Consider the following 18,343-nt stretch of genomic DNA (forward strand, 5'->3'; position numbering starts at 1 on the left):
AAGGTACTGGTATGCCAAATCAAAAAATGAAGGCCGTTGGGTTTACCCGTCACCTTGCGATTTCAGATCCCGAGTCGCTGCAAGACCTTGAAATCACGACGCCAAAAGCATGGGCGCATGACTTGCTCATAAAAGTTGAGGCGGTCAGCGTAAATCCGGTAGATACAAAGTTGCGCGGACGAGCGGATCCAGATCATTCTGAACCGAAGGTGCTGGGTTTTGATGCGGTTGGAACAGTCGTTCAAGTTGGTGATGCATGTCGTGGTGTTAAAGAGGGTGATCGCGTTTACTATGCGGGTGACGTTACGCGACAGGGTACCAATAGTGAATATCACCTAGTTGATTGGCGGGTTGTGGGTCATGCTCCTACTAAATTAAGTAGCGCTCAGGCGGCTGCAATGCCATTAACCTCCCTTACGGCTTGGGAGGCCCTTTTTGACCGTATGGGTGTTAGCTTAGAGGCAGATAACAGCGATAAAACGATCTTGGTTATCGGCGGTGCAGGCGGCGTTGGGTCTATCGCGTGTCAAATCGCCTCCAAAGTTGCTGGTTTGAAAGTAGTGGCGACGGCGAGTAAGCGTGGTTCCATTGAGTGGTGCGTTAAAAACGGCGCAGACCATGTTGTGAGTCATTACGATGATATCAAGCAGCAAATGTCGACGCTGGGATATAAAGAGGCTGATTTCATCCTCTGTTGTAACGGCACTGATCAACACTTTGACGCCATGTGCGACATCATCAAACCGCAGGGCAGCATCTGCTGCATTGTCGACAATACCTCGCCACTAGCAATGAACAAACTCAAAGCCAAATCTGCCAGCTTTAGCTGGGAATTTATGTTCACCCGCGCCATGTTCAAAACGCCCGACATGATCGAACAACACCACATACTCTGCGAAGTCTCCCGCCTGCTCGATGAAGGTATCCTTCAAAGCACGCTTCAAGAGACGGTTACGCCCATCAATGCGACCAACCTGCGCTACGCCCATCAAAAGCTCGAGAACGGGGAAATGATGGGGAAACTCGTCCTCGAGGGGTGGGAGTAAGTTTTTAGCGAGAGGGAGTAAGCTCTCCCTCTTGTAGCAAGTAGCATCCTGCTGCGACATTTCTAACCACTCTGTTCATGCGCGGTTACCTGACCAACACCTTTGTAGCGAGCAGCATCCTGCTGCGATTATTATTTGGTAAAGGTTTATCGCATTCTTTTCTGGTTTTTATGTTCTTTCTTTCTTGCTGGCCTTATACAAGTTTCGCCTTAAGGCGACTTAGGTATTCTGTTCAAGTTTCGACCTGAAGGCCGAGTCAGGGTCTTTGTCTCGCCAAAGACCCTGACACCCCAAAGGCGCCCCGGTGCCCCAGGGCATACTCTCTCGCTGCGCGATTCACCTAAAAGCTCTGCGCCGCTCGACGGGATTTATCCCTTCGATGACATAATTGTGTTTACGAGACTTCGATGTGTATTGGTGTGTCGAAAAGCTTGAACGGAGTAATTCCGCTTTCGCGAAGGGCGAGAGTCGTGGCATTTTGCCGCGCACGAAGAAACCCCGAAAACACAATCGCAGAAACATGCTGCTATCTACAAAACACCGCAAGTTCATCGAAGCCTCGAAGGCACTGAAAGATATCGAAGGGCCTATTCCCGTCCAAAGAGAAGCGTAGCGGAGCTTTGCGGGTCGCCTTTAGATTGTTAAGACCTTTGGCGAGTCAAAGATCTTAACCCGTCTGCCGCGCGGAAGCGGCGGATAAGAAGACGTAAACAGCGAGATCACAAAAGAAGAAAAACCCGTCTCAAAGACGAAATCTGCATGTCACCAACAAGAAAGAACAGCGAAAGCCCCTGGCTGTGGAAGCCCCTAAGTCGCATAGAGGCGAAACTTGGATAGGGCCATCAAGAATGAATATGAAAAAAAGCAAAGCTCTTAAAAAAACAAGCTAAACCAAAAAAACTCCCTGCGCTAAAACCTTCAATCCAAAGCCCGCCCTCAACCAAAAAACCTTAAATAACCAAACCGTAACTAACATCCCCCCTACGCCCACAAACCACCTGTAGTACACTTTACCTATACAAAAGTGCTTGCTGACCCTGCATGCACAAAGCATCACCACAACATAAGAATATTCTTCATGGAACGACTTACACGCATACTATCTTTTCTTGTCCCCATGCTCGTTTTCTGTCTTGCTTTGCCAGTCAAAGCGCTTGAGGTGACTCCAGAGATGATCAACCAGTTCATGACCATGAACCCCGCGCAAAAAGAAGCGTTGGCCGCACAATATGGCGTGAACCTTTCAGATATTACAGGTGGGTCTGGTGGCTCGAGTGCGCCGGCAGAGGCAAAGCAAGAAGTTTCTGTCTTAACAAGAGAGGGGCAAGAAAACCCCTATAACCAAGAGCAAAAGCCGCAACCGATTGAGACCACGGAAGAAGGGCAGTCTACAAGTCGTTATCAGGCAGGTAGGTTGGTGCCCTTCGGTTATGAGCTTTTTGCCGGGGCGCCTAGTACTTTTGAGCCGGTTAACGACATTCCCGTTTCAAGTGACTATGTCCTTGGTCCGGGCGATAACGTCAAGGTGCAGCTCTATGGTAAAGAAAGTAAAAGCTACGATTTAAGTATCGACGCTGAGGGTAAGGTGTATTTCCCAGAATTGGGTCCGATTTCGTTGGCTGGCCTTAGCTTTGACGAGGCGAAAGCGAAGCTGAGTAGTGAAGTTTCTAAGCGCATGATCGGCATGAAGTCCTCTATCTCGATGGGTCAGCTTAAGTCAATCCGAGTTTTTGTGTTGGGTGAGGCCTATGTGCCTGGCAGTTATGTAGTGAGCTCGCTCTCTACTATTACCAATGCGCTGGTATTGAGTGGCGGTATCAGCGAAACCGGATCACTGAGAAATATCCAACTCAAGCGCAGGGGAGAGCTAGTACAAACGCTCGATCTATATAAGCTGTTATTGGAAGGTGATACCTCGAATGATGCGGCATTGCGCTCGGGTGATGTGGTATTCATTCCTCCTGTTGGCGATACTGCGGGTATTGATGGTGAGGTGCGTCGTCCCGCGATCTATGAGTTTCTTCCGGGTGAAACGTTAGCCGATTTGGTTGCTTTTGCCGGTGGCCTAACGCCGTCGGCTTACACTAAAAAAAGCACGCTTGAGCGCATTATTAATAACGAGCAGAAAACCGTTATTAACTACAGCGAAGAAAACGCCAAGTTAAAAGATCAGCCGGCACAAGCTGGCGATTTGCTGCGCATTGCTTCTGTGCTTGAGAAGGTTGAGAACACCGTTGCGGTTCGTGGACATGTGTATCGCCCGGGGATACAAAACTGGCGTGAAGGTTTGCGACTTAGCGATGTCATTAGTTCTGTGGACCAGCTTAAGCCTGGTGCAGACTTGCGTTATGGTTTAATTAAGCGCTACTCAGGCCCTCAAAAGTCGCTTGAGGTTGTCTCGTTTAGCTTGACGGATGTTTTTTCTGATCCAAGCTCCGAGCAAAATCGTGTTTTGCAAAGTCAGGACGAGATTCTGGTGTTCGCGCTTTACCCGAGGGATCAAAATGAGCTCCCTGAAGATATTCGTGCAGAGAAAGGCATCAGCGGCACCGGGTATGATTTCGGCGCGTCGCGCCTCGGGCAATTTGATGCTGAAGTGGAGGCAATGCGGGTTGCGAAAGATGGGCGAGGCGAATTAATTGAGCGAGATCGCGCCCATAGCCGCCAAACACTCACCATCACCGAGTATGAGAAAGAAGCGGCTTACTGGGGGCGCGTATGGGTCATTGAAGAAATTCTTGAAGAGCTTCGGGCTCAGGCCCATGTGGGGAGTCCGTCAAAAGAGGTCAAAGTAACTGGCTCTGTTCGTTACCCTGGTGCGTTTCCGTTGGTAGATGGTATGACGGTCGAAGATCTTATCTACGCCGCAGGTGGTCTTACCGAAAAAGCCTACAAGCTAAGCGCTGAGGTGAGTCGGACCGATTTTGACCAGTACCAAAAGCGTATGCAATCACGTTATGATATCGATCTCACCAATGAAGTTGGTCGGAATTTCACCTTTAACAGTCGTGATGTTTTACAGATCCGCGCTATTCCTGAATGGGTTGAAGATCACTACGTAGAGCTAAAGGGCGAAGTGCGTTTCCCGGGTTTCTATCCCATTCATAAAGACGACACTCTACGTGATGTGCTCGCGCGCGCCGGTGGCGTAACGGAATATGCTTATGTTCCGGGTGCTGTGTTTACTCGTGTTGAGCTAAAAGAACAGCAAGAGCGTCGCCTCGAAGAAATGCAGCGCCGCCTCCAGGAAGATATTGCGAAAGCGGAACTGATAGGAAAAGAGACGGGGCAGCGTAATCGCGATGTTGAGACCGCTTGGGGCTTACTTGAGCAGTTGGAACGAACGCCTGCTCTCGGCCGCCTGGTTATAGATTTAGGAAAAGTGCTCAACGAAGACCCTGGTTATAGCATCCCGTTGCAAAGTGGCGATGCCCTTGTTGTCCCTTCACGCAAAAATAGCGTGACGATTATCGGTGAAGTACAGTTGCCGATTTCTCAAGTGTATGAACCGGCGTTAGACTACAGCGACTATATCGCTCGTAGCGGAGGAATGACCAGTAAGGCGGATGACGAGCGTATTTACATCATAAAGGCCAATGGTGGCGTTCAATTGCCCGAAAACGGCCACTGGTTTGCTAGCAATGATGCACAGATCAACCCCGGAGATACGATTGTGGTGCCATTGGACGCGGACAAACTTGATAGCATCGTGCTCTGGCGTGATGTCAGCCAAATCTTCTACCAAATCGCCCTTGGTGCAGCTGCAGTGGGAAGTTTGTAGCTGATTGATGTATAGCCATTAATAAACGCTAAGCCAAGGCTGTTAAATCCTACGTTAATATGTTGTTATTAAAGTGTATTGGGCTGAAAGGAGTGGGTGACATTCCGAATAACATCCTCGAAGCCTCGTAGACACAAAAAGTTATCGAAGGGGCAAACTCGTAGAGGCTTTAGCCGTTAAGGTGAATCGCGCAGCGAGAGAGTATGCCCTGGGGTACCGGGTCGCCTTTGGGTCAAGGTGAATTGCGCGTAGCGCAAGAGAAGGTGGCCTGGGCCATGTCGGGGGCTTTGGAAAGTCAAAGACCTTAAGCTGCCGCCGGTCAGTACCGGCAGAAAAGAAACGGATAACACAGCATTATGAACAAATCTCAAAAGTTCCAATGCTATATCGCATCAAAGCGAAACCTGATAAGAACGCTACAGTAACGGAAGCAAATAAAAAGTGTCAGAGCAGCACCCTCCAGTTTTAGGTTCCCCCAATGGATCACAAGGTAACGCGCCCCAAGCGCACCCCCCCTACGACGACGAAATAGATCTCCTCGAGCTCTGGCGTGCCCTAATGCGCGGAAAATGGATCATCGTCGGCTTCACTGCTGTATTCTCTGTCGCCTCTGTCTTCTATGCGCTTTCGCTCCCAAATATGTACAAGAGTACCGCTATACTTGCGCCAGCTGAGGCATCAAGTAGCGGCCTGGCCAAGATAGCTGGGCAGTTTGGGGGGCTTGCGTCAATTGCTGGCATCAATCTCGGCGGAGGAGGTTCAAATAAAACGGCAGAGGCGCTCGAGATTCTCCAAAGCTGGGCGTTTATTGAAGAATTTATTCAAGAACAAAACATAGCGCCGCAAGTGTTCGCAGTTAAAGGCTGGAACCCCGAAACGAACGAGTTGATTTACAATACCGAGATTTACGACCCGAAGACTAAAGTCTGGAAGCGCGAGCCGCCCAAGGGTAAGCAGGCTGAACCGAGTTCTTGGGAGCTGTATGAAGTGTTTGATCTTTACCTGTCTGCTAAAGATGACCCAGGCAAGGGTTTTGTAACTGTAGATGTCGAATACTATTCACCGGAAGTTGCTCGTCAATGGGTTAGTGGGCTGGTGTCAAAAATTAATGCAAAGCTTAAAAAGCAAGCGGCGGAAGAGGCAGAAGCAAATATAACCTTCCTCAAGGCGCAGATTGAGCAAACCAACCTCAGTAGCATGCAAAGCGTGTTTTATGACTTGATCGAAGAACAGACGAAAACGCTAATGCTGGCATCGGGTACGCGGGATTACGTGTTCAGAGAGGTTAGTGCGCCGCGTATTGCAGAAAAAAAATCTAAGCCCAACCGTGCTTTGATCTGCATAATGGGGGCGCTGTTTGGCGGAATGTTTGGGGTAGTGATGGGTTTTGTTTACGGTACGAAGAAGAATAGAAATAACAAGCAAAAGGATAAGCAAGTATGAAAAACTTTGCATTAATCGGCGCAGCTGGATATATCGCGCCGCGTCATATGAAAGCCATAAAAGACACGAATAATAACCTTGTAGCGGCTGTCGATAAAAATGACTCTGTCGGCATTATTGATAGTCACTTCCCAGAGGCAGCATTTTTTACTGAGTTTGAACGTTTTGATCGTTATATCGACAAGCTAAAGCGCAAGAATCATGGTTCAGCTATCGACTACGTTTCAATTTGTTCACCGAACTACTTACACGATGCGCATATGCGTTTTGGCTTACGAGCGGGTGCTGATGTAATTTGCGAAAAGCCATTAGTACTTAACCCATGGAATATTGATGGCCTGCAAGAGATTGAAAAAGACACAAGCCAAAAAGTAAACACGATTCTGCAGTTGCGTGTGCATCCATCTATCATTGCCTTGCGCGATAAAATCCAAAACGCTCAGTTGACCAAAAAGTGCGAAGTAGACTTAACCTACATTACTTCGCGCGGCAAATGGTACTTACATTCCTGGAAAGGCGATGAGGAAAAATCAGGTGGTATAGCTACGAATATCGGCGTGCACTTTTACGATATGTTGCATTTTATCTTTGGTGAGCTGCAAGAAAACGTTGTTCACTATAAGTCAGACACAAAGTCAGCCGGCTACTTAGAGTACGAAAACGCACGCGTTCGCTGGTTCTTGTCGATTGACTACAACGATGTGCCGGATGATGTAAAAGCCACGGGCCAGCGCACCTTCCGTTCGATCACCTGTGATGGTGAAGAGATTGAATTCTCCGGTGGTTTTACCGATTTACATACGATTAGCTACAACGAAATTTTGGCGGGTCGAGGCTTTGGTTTGGAAGAAAACCGCGTAGCAATTACCACGGTTGCCGATATTCGAAATCAAACGCCACTTGGCTTAGTGGGTGAATATCATCCCTTTCTGAACAGAGTGAATAGGTTCGATAAAGAAGCATGAGCAGCGGTGCGAATAATGTTGTAAGTAGTGGCGTGGATAGTGTGACGATTCACCCAACAGCCATCGTTGATGAAGGCGCTCAAATCGGTGCCGGATCTCGCGTCTGGCACTGGGTGCATGTGTGTGGTGGCGCAAAGATAGGCGAGGGGGTCTCTCTTGGCCAAAACGTATATGTCGGCAATAAGGTGGTGATTGGCGATAAGTGCAAGGTGCAAAATAACGTCTCGGTTTACGATAATGTGACCTTGGAAGAAGGTGTGTTTTGTGGCCCAAGCATGGTCTTCACCAATGTTTACAACCCCCGTTCACTGATCGAGCGTAAAGACGAATATCGCAATACCCTGGTTAAAAAGGGCGCAACCTTGGGGGCGAACTGCACCATCGTGTGTGGTGTTACGATTGGTGAATATTCTTTCGTAGGCGCCGGCGCTGTTGTTAATCAAGACGTCAAACCCTATGCCTTAATGGTCGGGGTTCCTGCAAAGCAGGTGGGTTGGATGAGCGCCTTTGGCGAGAAGCTCGACTTGCCTGTGTCAGCGCCAGTAAAAGATGATAAAGGCGCTGTAGAGTGCGTTTGCCCTCATACAGGCGATATTTACGCTTTAAAAAATGGAATGATCGAATACACACCTAAAGGGGTTTCAGCCAATGCCTGAGATGAAAGTTGATTTTGCTAACTTGCAGCACCAATACCAGCTTTATAAAGCCGAGATTGATGCGCGTATTCAGGCAGTTTTGGATAAATCCAATTACATCATGGGCGAAGAGGTTGCCGAGCTAGAGCAAGAGCTGGAAAAATTCACCGGCGCGAAACATGCAATCACCTGCTCAAATGGTACTGACGCATTGGTGCTTGCCCTCATGGCAATGGATATTCAGCCAGGCGACGAAGTGATCACCACCCCTTTTACCTTTATATCGACCGGCGAAAGCATTGCGTTTTTAAAAGCGACACCGGTATTTGTTGATATAGATCCGCTTACTTTTAACATCGATCCAAACCTTATCGAAGCCGCGATCACTGAAAAAACAAAAGCCATCATGCCGGTCAGCCTTTATGGACAACCGGCAGACATGAATGAGATCAATGCCATTGCAAAAAAACATAGTTTAAAGGTCATTATCGATGGTGCACAAAGCTTTGGTTCAACCTACAAAGGCCAAAGCGAGGTGAATCATGGAGATTTCTACACCACCAGCTTTTTCCCTGCCAAGCCACTAGGTTGCTATGGTGATGGCGGCGCAGTATTCACTAATAATGACGAATACGCCGAGAAGCTTAAAATGCTGCGCGTACATGGACAGAATAAACGCTATCACCATAAATACATTGGCATTGGTGGGCGTTTAGATACCATTCAGGCAGCTGTGCTACTCGCGAAGTTGCCCCGTTATGCTGATGAGATCGCAGCGAGACAAAGCGTTGCCTTGATGTATAACGAGCAGTTGTCAGATTCCAGTGCGGCGGGTGCTTTTACCTTGCCACAAGTAAAGGCTGACCGTACCTCTGTTTATGCGCAATACACCCTTCGCGTTAAAAACCGCGAATCGTTGCAAGCGAAGTTAAAAGAGCAAGGCCTACCAACAGCAGTGCATTATCCAATGCCATTACATCTACAAGAATGCTTTGATTACTTGGATCATGATAAGGGTAGTTTTCCATTGGCTGAAAAAGCAAGTGCTGAAGTTATGAGCTTGCCGATGAACGCATTTTTGGGTGTCAGTGAAATCGACTTGATAGTTGATCTGGTTTAGGAAGAACATTGGCTTTAATAAGGAGTGTTGGGGTTCTGACGCTAGGCCAGGGAGTCTCGCAGCTTATCAATCTTGCTGGGTATGCCCTTCTGGCGAGACTATTTACACCTGAAGAGTTTGGTATTTACGCTATTTTCATTGGCGTGGTTAGTGTTTTATCGGCTGTTGCCTCTGGCCGATACGAAATGACAATTCTGCTTCCTCGCCTTGGTATTCATGCCATTCTCGCTGCTAGCGTTGCAATGACTCTAAGCTTAGTGCTTCATTCGCTTACGTTAGTTATTGTTTCTTTGTTCGTGATCTTTGAAATAATTGAAGCTTATTGGGTGCTATTACCCTTTGTCAGCTTGTTTTCATCGATCATTAATATCGGAAGCTTTGTTCAAAATCGTACAAAGAAGTATGCCCAGATGGCATGGGTGCTGGTTTTACGTAGCTTCTTGTTTGTTATCGTCGCGTACTTTCTTGGCTTGAGTGTTGGTCGTGGACAAAATTTAGTTTGGGCCTATTTCTCAGCAGTAACTATCGCCGGGGGTGTAGTCCTAGCACTTAACTGGAAATTCTTATTAGGTGCGAATTGGAGTTATAAAAAGTGTTTTGTATGGATTAGAAAATATATTGATTTTCTAAAGTTTTCATCACCTGCGGTGTTGGTTAGTACGCTGTCTGCGCAGGCACCAATATTTCTTCTTAACGCGTTCTTCGGAGCGCACTCAGCGGGCTTATACAGCATGATTCAAAGGGTTATGCTTGCGCCTGTTGGGTTAATAGCATCTGCTGTCAACCGAGTTTATATGCAAAGAGTTGCCGAACTAAAGTATAAAAAAAATGAGATTTGGCCATTTACAATGAATCTAATCAGATATACGACTCTTGTAGGGCTGATGGCAATTCCATTGGCTTATGTCGTATTTGATTTAGGTATATTGGCTTTGTTTTTTGGTGATAAATGGAGTGCACTTGATCAATATGCAGCGGTTATGTTGCCATTGGTTTTTTTTGCGCTTGTCTCTTCGGCTGTGGCAGGGTTTGCAGTATTAGGGAAAAATAAGCTTGGCTTGATATATCAGTTATTTCTGTTGATTGTGATTTGCAGCGCTGTTGTATTGACGAAAGTTTTTTCTGGAGCAGAGATATCCGTTTATATGGCAATTTCTTTGGCGCTATCGTCTGTTTATATATGCCAAATAGTGTCTATCATTTTGGCGACTAAATCTGTTGATAAAGGGAATGGTTATGTCTGAGCCTTCTTTAGGCCCACTTTTTATTGTCGCGTCTGAGAGAAGCGGAACAAACTTAGTTAGAAGGCGTATAACTGAAAGTCAGGCAGTTTATTTTGGGCCGTCTCCTATCCACATGCTCAAGCACTTATTTTATCGAGCGCCTTACTATGGCGACCTAAGTAACGACCAAAATTTTTATTCTCTTGTCCAAGATTCGGTTGCGTTAGCCTATGAGCACTTTTCTCCTTGGGATCGAGTCATTTCATCAGAAGACGTCATTGAAGCATATGATCGTTTTATGCCTAGTAAAGAAAGAACTATCGTTGGCGTGATGCATACATTGTACATGTTGTATGCTTTGGACAGGGGCTATAGTTCTTATATATGTAAAGATAACCATATATTTGATTTCGCTTATCAGATCGCTCTAGAGTTGCCTGACGCTCGCTTTCTTATTCTTTATCGCGATCCTCGCGACGTTATAGCTAGTCAGCTGAAACGTCCATCTCAGGTTCGGAATTGCTCGTATTTATCTATGTTATGGCAAACAGAGCAAAAGAAAATAATCGAGTTACTTGCAAATGCCCGGTTAAGTTCGAGAGTTCTAACGCTTAAATATGAGGAGTTTGTGTCTTCAGAGGCTTCGGAATTGAAGCGTATTTCCAAATTCTTGGATGTTGAGCTTGGTAACGGGTGTGATAGATCGTTTGAGTCTGAGAGCACATCAATACAAGAATGGGAAAATTTGAACAACCCAACAATCAACGATAATTTCGGGAAGTACAAGGATGCTCTATCCTTTCGAAAGATTAGGATGATTGAGTCAATTTTGAAAAACGAAATGGCTTATTTGGGGTATAAAGCTGATACTCCTAGACTGTTAAAAATAAGAGGAAGTTACTTGAAGCTAAGTTCAGCGCTGGCGGTTGTTTTTCATACGTTGAAATTAAAATTTGGTTTGTTATCCCTTACAGATGGTGAAGAACGACAGGTGGCCCATATTAAATCTTTAAAAAGCAAGCTGGATTAGGAAATGTGCGGAATTGGAGGTGTGTTTTTCACCAGTGATAGCAGTTGTGAACCTTTAAATACACCTTTAGAGCGGATGGCAAGGCAGATGCACTTGCGAGGGCCTGATGATGAAGGCTATTACTTGGGTGCTCCATATGATAATTGTTTTCGTGGCGACGAGACTTCGCTGGAGCTAAGGGCAGGGCAAGAGCATATTTCGCAAGTCAGTCGCCCTTGTGAGGTGGGCTTGGTTCATCGCCGCTTAGCAATAATTGATTTGTCGCTTGATAGTCATCAACCGATGGCATCCGCTGATGGACGTTATGTTATTACCTTTAATGGGGAGATTTATAACTATCGAGATCTAGCAAACGAACTCGAGAAGCGCGGAGTACGATTGCGAACGAAAGGTGATACGGAGGTTTTACTTGAGCTTTATGCTCTTTTGGGCGATGGCGCTCTTGAATTGCTCAATGGAGATTTCGCATTTGCGATTTGGGATAAGAAAGAAAAGTCATTATTTTGTGCTCGCGACAGAATTGGTATTAAGCCGTTTTACTATGTTAACGATAATGAACTGTTTCTTTTTGCTTCGGACATAAAAACTCTCATTGCATCGGGTTTGTATACACCGGACGTTAATATTGACGGATTGGCACTTTCTTTCGCATTTGGCATGTCTCCCCGACCTGTTACAGCTTTTAGTTCCGTTAAAGCGCTAGAGCCGGGGACATGGATGAAAGTCTCTAAACAAGGAGCTGTCGAAGTAAAACGTTATTGGAATATTCCCGTCGGAACGCAAGACCGTACAATGACAGAAGGTGATGCGCTTGAGTTGATCGAGGCTGAATTACGGCAGGCGGTTATATTGCGTACTCATGCTGATGTACCAGTGGGCGTTTTCATGAGTGGAGGTATTGATTCAACTTTAATTTCAGCTTTGGCATTTGATCAAGGGGCTTCTGCTGAAGCCTATACACTTGGTTTCTCTAAAGGTAGTTGTATTGAAGATGAGGTTGAGGAAGCTTCTGTTATTGCTCGACACATAGGAATAAAGCACAACGTGCGAAGCGTTGATCCTAGAGAATATCTCCAAGAGATTGAGAGTAGCAGCCTTGGGTACGAGGAACCATTCTACAGTGTCTCTCCAAATTATATTGTCTCGAAATTTGTTGCAGGTAAGGGTGTCAAAGTGGCACTTAACGGTTTAGGTGGGGATGAGTTGTTTGCTGGCTATGATTATTATAAATGGTGCAAAGTATGGGAGGGGATGAAGTCATTTCGCGGTTTGGCGCGGTTTGGTCAATTAATGCCTAGCTCGCGGTTAAAAAGGGTGTGTGGATATTTGGGTTGTGATTCGGCTACTAGTCTCCATTCTTTATTGTTTTTAAAGATGCCGGTTGATGACTTGAATAGTCTTTTTAATCAAAGAATTGGGGTGGGTTTTGATCCTGTAGAGTGTGTAAGCGAGCTTTATGCTCAGCAGGTTCCTTGTTCTAGTGCTGTCGAAGCTTTGTCGTATATGGATTTGAGAAACTATGTCGGAAATCATCACGTAGAACGCACGGATCAGTTTACGATGATGAACTCGATTGAGGGGCGCTTCCCATTTTTAGATCATAATATGATCGAGGCGGCGTACACTATTCCTGCTCATTTGAAATTAAAAAATAATGAGCGAAAATATTTGCTGCGGAAATTATCGCGAAAATTTTTGCCGGAACAAGCCTTAGAAATGCCAAAAAAAGGGTTTTCTTTTCCTCTAAATAGCTGGATGAAAAAAGAGTTGGCTGAGTATGTTAGAGATAATCTTCAAGAGCTGGGTCAGATGGGTGTTTTTGATCCTTCTACGATCGAGCGGTGGTACAGTGAGTATCGGCAAGGTAGGCGGCCTTACACTCAAATTTGGCAATTAGTTTCCACTAATGTGTGGTTCAAGAACTTTGTTTCATCTCCTTCGTTTGGTGATTAGTGATAAGTTTTATACGAAAACTTTATAAGTATGTCTTGAGAACTTTTGAGCGAGCGGAAATTCTTGTACTTAACTATCCCTTTTATTGGTTTAGAAGCAATAAAAAGAAACAGCGCAGTTGTCTTATATTTATTGTAGGCGCTCCCCGCACTGGATCTACAATTCTCTATCAAGCGCTAACAAACTGTTATGATGTGAAATACATAGATAATTTGGCCGCGTCTTGGTTTAAACAATTACCTTTCGGAATGTGGTTAAGTCATCGGCGCTTTGGTCTAGAGCCACACAATAACTTTGTAGCAGAACATGGCAACACCGCTGAGTTTGGCGAGCACGCCCCGAGTGAATGTGGACAGTTTTGGTATCGGTGGTTGTCAAAGGAGGATCATTTTGTCGATGCTGGTGCGGTATCTCAAGAATCAATCGACCAAATTCGTAAAGAGCTATCTGCAGTTTCTGGGATGTTTGGCTTACCTTTGTTATTTAAAAATTTGAATATGGGGCAGCGTTTACGCTTGATAAAAGAGTTTGCGCCGGATGCCAAAATTATATTTATCCGCAGGGATCCAAGGTTTACGGTTCGCTCTATTTTAAGAGCACGGGAAAAAATGGGAGTTGCTTCTAATGAGATGTGGAGCGTCCGCCCTAAGAACTTCCGAGAGTTGCAAGCACTTACTGAAGGTGAAATGTGCGCAGCGCAAGTCTATCACCTAGAAAAACAAATAAAGGAAGATCTTTCTTTGTTCCCAGACGAAAATGTGATGACGGTTCAGTACAACAAGCTTTCTGTGGGTGCTGTAAAAAAGATGGGTGAGTGGCTTGGCCTAGAGGAGAAGGGTAATTCTGACTTTCCAGAATTTAAAAAAGATAGCAAAGATAGTATTCCTCAACATGAATTAAGTATGCTCGATGCAGCGATCGAAAAGTATGATTTTGATAAGGATATCTTTTGCTAAGCGATACAAAACAAAAATACCTTAACTTTAACGAAAAAGAAGATCTACCAATTTTTCTGCAGCCGTTTTGGCTTGACGCAACAGTAGGTGATGCTTGGGATGTTGCGCTTGTGGAGAAAGGCGGGCAGGTTGTCGGCGCTATGCCTTATACAACTACTAAGCGGCTCAATTCTTTAACTTATCTTGGCCAGCCATCGCTCACGCAGCACCTGGGACCTTGGATTCGACCCAGTACCGGCAAATACGCGAAACAGCTTGCACGGGAAAAAGATGTGATGCAAAGCCTAATTCAGCAACTGCCTGCATATGATAGCTTTCGGCAGAATTGGTCTTACACCAATCAAAACTGGTTGCCCTTTTATTGGAAAGGGTTTGAGCAAACGACAGGCTATACCTACGTGCTTGAAAGCCTAGATGATCTTAATTCTGTGTTTGATGGCTTTCAAGAGAACATTCGTCGAGAGATAAGGAAAGCACAAGGGCGCGTTAAAATTACGGTGAAGAGTGATGTTCCGCTTGAAGAGTTTCTCGCCTTAAATCAAAAGACATTTGCGCGCCAAGATATGCAAATGGCTAATGATAGGTCGTTTGTTAATAGCTTGGTTGAAGCTTGTATGAAAAAACAGGGTGTTAAATGGTTTGTTGCTTACGATGAGCAAGAAAGGCCTCACGCAGGTGTGTTGATCGTTTGGGATAAGCATTCGGCCTATTACTTGATGGGAGGGGGCGATCCTGAGTTGCGCAATAGCGGTGCAACTAGTCTTTGTATGTGGGAAGCAATTAAGTTTGCATCGACGGTTACGAAACGCTTTGATTTTGAGGGGTCAATGATTGAGCCCATCGAACGATTTTTTAGAGGTTTTGGTGCGATGCAAAAGCCCTATTTTCAGATTTCGCATACACCAAATCGTTGGCTTCGTTTAGCTAAAGCACTTAAGGCTGCTCGTTAATGTTGACGGTTACAGCACCAACTCAGGTTAAGCCTTTTCTTGATTACACGCTAAGTATCGTTTTTGATGAATGGTTAGGGCAGGAATACAGGGTTGAATATAAGGACTGTGATAGGGTAATTATTTCGCTCGATAATCACTCTCAGTCTATACAGATACAGACGAATTTTATAATTGAATTGGAATGTAATGAAATCTCGGCTTTCGATTTTTCTGACCACCAAGTCGAATGTTTATTTCTAAAGTCACTAGAGTTAGGTCTGGAAGAACAGTCCGGCTTTAAAGACAAAAACGACATCCCTGTTATGTTTGGTTCGCCAAACCTAAAGATTGGCTCGAATATTAAGATTGATTTTGACTTGTTCGGTACCATCTTCTTTATGCTCAGTCGCTTTGAAGAGTTAGTCAGTCCTGAGCGAGATCAGCACGATAGATTCCCAGCTAAGGCTTCTCTTGCATATAAATATGGCTTTCTTGAACGTCCGATAGTCGACGAGTATGTCGAATTGTTATGGGCTTGTATGACCAAGCTTTGGCCAGAGCTACAACGAAAAGAGCGCACCCCAAAAATATTTGTTAGCTGTGATGCAGATACGCCATTTGACCCGACAGTAAAGACCTTACCAAGATTACTACGAACGTGTGCTGCAGACCTGCTTAAACGAAAAAGTGTTACTGAAGCGTTAAAGCGCATACAGCGATATCATTTCAATAAAAAAGGTGATTTTCGGTTTGACCCAAATTACACCTTTGATTGGTACATGGATGTGTGTGAGCAGAATGGTTTAAAAGCGGCTTTTTATTTCATTCCTGAATCGATTGAACCTGGCAATGGTGATTATTCGCTTAAAGATAAGGATATTCGAGAGCTTTTGATCAAGATCGATGAGCGTGGCCACGAAATAGGTGTGCATGGTAGTTATCAGACATATCAAGATGGCACCAAACTTAAAAAGCAAAAAGCCCTGTTGGAAGGAACTTTACGAGAGTTAGGAATAGGGCAAAAGATTAAAGGCAACAGGCAGCACTATCTGCGTTGGGATTCGTCTATTACGCCAGATTTGTTAGATGATGCTGGCTTTGAATACGATACAACCGGCGGTTATGCCGACCATGCTGGCTTTAGGTTTGGTACATGTCATGAGTTCAGTATGTGGAGTTGGCAAAAGCAGGAGAAGCTTCGTTTAAAGCAGCGACCGTTGGTGGTTATGGAATGTACGGTCATTGATGATCGCTATATGGATTTAGGCGTCACGGAAGAAGCTCTCAAGTTTATGCACCGAATGAAAACTACTTGCTATCAAGTCAATGGTGACTTTGCTTTGCTTTGGCACAATTCGTCGCTTTCTTCTATCGACATCAAAAATGGTTTTTTTAGTGTTCTTAACGCTACATTGCGCGGTGTTTGATTAAAGCTATGGTGCAGGACTTCTTGTTTGTCATACTATTTTTTGTTATCCCTTTTTTGTTCTCATGGATAATGAATAAGATTGGTTACCCAGTAACTCGTCTATCAATACCGTCATTTACCTTTGTCTCAATGATTCTTCTTGGTTACGCTGGGTATTTTCTACTTTATTTTCAATTAATCGATTATCGGGTTGCTATTGGTATAGAGCGTCAAGACTTGGTTCTCACTGCATGGATGGCGTCGAGCTTTACAATTGTTTCCATGGTCTTGGGGTTTTTTCTATTTGCTAGGGCATTTGCTACTTCGAGGTTAAAGCCTAACCGATCTGTTTTTATCAATGAGTTGCTACCTTTTGAGCATTTTGCACTGTTTGTGCTTTTAACTCTTTCTCTTTTAGTGCTTTTGCTTTACCTAGTTCAAATACCTAAGGTAGCTTTGCTTGTTTCAATAATGGGGGGGGGGGAAGACTCAAAGTTTGTGCGAAGTGAGATGGGAAATAATTTTTCAGGTAAATATCACTGGTACTCCCTTTTTATGCATGATGTAGCGAAGCTGGTAGCTTTTTCCTTTTTTGCTCAATGGCGGTTAACCAAGAAGAAACTTGCTGGTTTTATGTTTTTCTTGTCTTTCCTATTGGTAGCTTTTAGTACATTGATGGCGACAGAAAAAGCCCCCTTTGCTTGGTTTATTTTAGGTTTGTTTTTGGTCCACACTATAGTTAAAAATAGGGGGAGAATAAGAGTTGGTGGTGCTCTATTTTCCATTGGATTAATGCTAGCTTTTTTAATCCTTGCGTACCAAGTTTTTATGGGTAGCGGCGATGCATTGGCTGCCGTTCAGCACGCTTTTTCAAGAGCATTGACGGGGAGCACTGGGTCATCATATTTTTATTTAGAGTTTGTCCCCGATCAGCAAGGTTTTTTGTTGGGGAGAAGTTTCCCGAACCCAGCAGGTATTCTTCCTTTTGAACACTTCCGTTTAACTGTAGAGCTGATGCAGTGGAGGTTTCCTGCAGAGGCGCGCTCTGGGATTGTGGGTTCTTCTCCCTCGGTGTTTTGGACGGAGCTTTATGCTAACTTCGGCTGGTTTGGGTTGTTAATTCCGGCAGTTTTCGTGGGTTTTATGCTAGCGGTACTAGATTTTTTCGTCAACACTATTTGCATAAGCCCTATAGTCGTTGGTTTGAACGTTTGGCTGTTATTGCATTTCAAGAGTTTGGCGACGTCAGGCATTAGTAATTACATCGTCGACATGCCCTTGTGGGTGCTGGTGGCGCTAGTGCTACTTATCACGCTGATGTGTCGAAGAAAGTTAGGATGCCGTTCCGGTAAAACATTGGTTGTTTCGTGAGTTCTAATTATGAATAAGAATATTTCAGCATTGGTTCTCAATACGTTCGAGAATGATAGCCGTGTAATGAAGGAGGTGGAGTCTCTAGGAAAGGCAGGTTATCAAGTTACAATTTACGCGTTGCACGAAGAAGGCCTTAAGGAGGTTGAGCAAAGCACTTTTTATCAGGTTGTGAGACTAAAGCTTTGGACCAAAAAATGGGCTAAACATAAACTCATACAGCTAATAAAATATCTTGAGTTGGTGCTCCGCTTAACTGTTTTAATTCGAAAGTCTGACGTAATTCATTGTAATGATCTTAATACGCTGCCAGTCGGAGCGCTTATCAAACTTGTTCGTTTCGGGCGAGTTAAAGTTGTTTACGATGCGCATGAATACGAAATCAATCAAAAGCCAGGTCAATCAAAAAGCAGCATTAAGTTATTATTTTTTATAGAGAGTCTATTTATTCGATTTGCTAATAGGGTGATTACGGTTAGT

At 44.8% G+C, this 18,343-nt stretch carries 14 protein-coding genes; all 14 read left to right on the top strand.

All coding sequences use genetic code 11. The features are described from left to right. On the top strand, positions 1-1,046 hold a 1,046-nt coding region (locus A3750_RS12245), incomplete at its 5' end, for a zinc-binding alcohol dehydrogenase family protein (protein ID WP_231871809.1). Between the two features lie 1,078 nt (positions 1,047-2,124). Then, the gene (locus tag A3750_RS12255) at positions 2,125-4,827 is read left to right on the top strand and encodes an SLBB domain-containing protein (protein ID WP_068452712.1); all 2,703 of its coding nucleotides are present in this window, start codon (positions 2,125-2,127) and stop codon (positions 4,825-4,827) included. A 441-nt stretch (positions 4,828-5,268) separates the two neighbouring features. Next, entirely contained in the window at positions 5,269-6,270 is a 1,002-nt protein-coding gene (locus A3750_RS12260; RefSeq protein ID WP_068452709.1) for a Wzz/FepE/Etk N-terminal domain-containing protein, read from the top strand. Next, a complete protein-coding gene (locus A3750_RS12265; protein WP_068452706.1) occupies positions 6,267-7,235 on the top strand; it encodes a Gfo/Idh/MocA family protein in 969 nt (322 codons plus the stop codon). The genes A3750_RS12260 and A3750_RS12265 overlap by 4 nt, the downstream gene beginning before the upstream one ends. Then, entirely contained in the window at positions 7,232-7,891 is a 660-nt protein-coding gene (locus A3750_RS12270) for an N-acetyltransferase (protein ID WP_068452703.1), read from the top strand. The genes A3750_RS12265 and A3750_RS12270 overlap by 4 nt, the downstream gene beginning before the upstream one ends. After that, a complete protein-coding gene (locus A3750_RS12275; RefSeq protein ID WP_304439009.1) occupies positions 7,884-8,990 on the top strand; it encodes a DegT/DnrJ/EryC1/StrS aminotransferase family protein in 1,107 nt (368 codons plus the stop codon). Before A3750_RS12270 ends, A3750_RS12275 begins: the two co-directional genes overlap by 8 nt. An 8-nt stretch (positions 8,991-8,998) precedes the next feature. Further along, positions 8,999-10,234 carry an oligosaccharide flippase family protein gene (locus tag A3750_RS12280; protein ID WP_068466673.1) on the top strand — a complete coding sequence of 412 codons (1,236 nt, stop codon included), beginning with the start codon at positions 8,999-9,001 and terminating at the stop codon, positions 10,232-10,234. Further along, positions 10,227-11,243 (top strand): sulfotransferase, encoded by a 1,017-nt coding sequence (locus tag A3750_RS12285; RefSeq protein WP_068466675.1) that lies wholly within the window; start codon positions 10,227-10,229, stop codon positions 11,241-11,243. Before A3750_RS12280 ends, A3750_RS12285 begins: the two co-directional genes overlap by 8 nt. Before the next feature lie 3 nt (positions 11,244-11,246). Then, positions 11,247-13,196, top strand: coding sequence for an asparagine synthase (glutamine-hydrolyzing) (gene asnB / locus A3750_RS12290; protein WP_068489919.1), 1,950 nt, complete (start codon positions 11,247-11,249; stop codon positions 13,194-13,196). Positions 13,197-13,231: 35 nt separating this feature from the next. Continuing rightward, complete coding sequence (locus tag A3750_RS12295) at positions 13,232-14,152, top strand: sulfotransferase (protein ID WP_197466304.1); 921 nt, start codon at positions 13,232-13,234, stop codon at positions 14,150-14,152. Continuing rightward, positions 14,146-15,102 carry a GNAT family N-acetyltransferase gene (locus tag A3750_RS12300; protein ID WP_068456238.1) on the top strand — a complete coding sequence of 319 codons (957 nt, stop codon included), beginning with the start codon at positions 14,146-14,148 and terminating at the stop codon, positions 15,100-15,102. Before A3750_RS12295 ends, A3750_RS12300 begins: the two co-directional genes overlap by 7 nt. Next, complete coding sequence (locus A3750_RS12305) at positions 15,102-16,511, top strand: polysaccharide deacetylase family protein (protein WP_068456241.1); 1,410 nt, start codon at positions 15,102-15,104, stop codon at positions 16,509-16,511. Before A3750_RS12300 ends, A3750_RS12305 begins: the two co-directional genes overlap by 1 nt. After that, entirely contained in the window at positions 16,508-17,863 is a 1,356-nt protein-coding gene (locus A3750_RS12310; RefSeq protein WP_156498553.1) for a hypothetical protein, read from the top strand. The genes A3750_RS12305 and A3750_RS12310 overlap by 4 nt, the downstream gene beginning before the upstream one ends. A 9-nt stretch (positions 17,864-17,872) precedes the next feature. Continuing rightward, positions 17,873-18,343, top strand: a 471-nt coding sequence (locus A3750_RS12315) for a glycosyltransferase family 4 protein (protein WP_156498554.1), incomplete at its 3' end; no start/stop codon positions are given.

It is taken from the genome of Oleiphilus sp. HI0079, from assembly GCF_001635105.1.

Excerpts from the sequence above, each read along its gene's own strand:
- A3750_RS12255 (WP_068452712.1), top strand. The coding sequence starts at position 2,125 with ATGGAACGACTTACACGCATACTATCTTTTCTTGTCCCCATGCTCGTT.
- A3750_RS12265 (WP_068452706.1), top strand. The coding sequence starts at position 6,267 with ATGAAAAACTTTGCATTAATCGGCGCAGCTGGATATATCGCGCCGCGT.
- A3750_RS12270 (WP_068452703.1), top strand. The coding sequence starts at position 7,232 with ATGAGCAGCGGTGCGAATAATGTTGTAAGTAGTGGCGTGGATAGTGTG.
- A3750_RS12275 (WP_304439009.1), top strand. The coding sequence starts at position 7,884 with ATGCCTGAGATGAAAGTTGATTTTGCTAACTTGCAGCACCAATACCAG.
- A3750_RS12285 (WP_068466675.1), top strand. The coding sequence starts at position 10,227 with ATGTCTGAGCCTTCTTTAGGCCCACTTTTTATTGTCGCGTCTGAGAGA.
- asnB (WP_068489919.1), top strand. The coding sequence starts at position 11,247 with ATGTGCGGAATTGGAGGTGTGTTTTTCACCAGTGATAGCAGTTGTGAA.
- A3750_RS12305 (WP_068456241.1), top strand. The coding sequence starts at position 15,102 with ATGTTGACGGTTACAGCACCAACTCAGGTTAAGCCTTTTCTTGATTAC.